We start from the raw sequence: 293 nt of genomic DNA, 5'->3' as shown, positions 1-293 counted from the left end.
TTATTAAACTGCGAACCTGCTTGATAGCTGGCCATGGTTTTATCAAATTGGCGCATAGTGACTTCAAATTGTTCCATACTCTTGGTCATTTTTTTGAAATTTTGATTAAAGTCACCCGGTAAATTTTGTGTGTCTTTTTGGTTTAGCAAATCGCGCATGTCGTTGGCCAACCCTTGGTAGTCGCTAAAAGTGGCTTGCATTTGTGCTAAGCTATCTTCGATTTTTAGCTCGTTTACCTTATTAAGTACATCAGAAACCTGATCGGCTAATACAGTAATACCGCTAGATATACT

General features: G+C 38.2%; 1 pseudogene. It reads right to left on the bottom strand.

The annotated features are described in order from the left end of the window. Positions 1-293: pseudogene (locus AAEY62_RS21720) on the bottom strand (intermembrane transport protein PqiB); the annotation flags it as partial.

Origin of the sequence: Pseudoalteromonas sp. GW168-MNA-CIBAN-0100 (assembly GCF_040309225.1) — a bacterium.
Classification (GTDB): domain Bacteria; phylum Pseudomonadota; class Gammaproteobacteria; order Enterobacterales; family Alteromonadaceae; genus Pseudoalteromonas; species Pseudoalteromonas arctica.
Note: the sequence above shows the minus strand (reverse complement) of the source record. Positions and strands in the feature narration are given on the sequence as shown.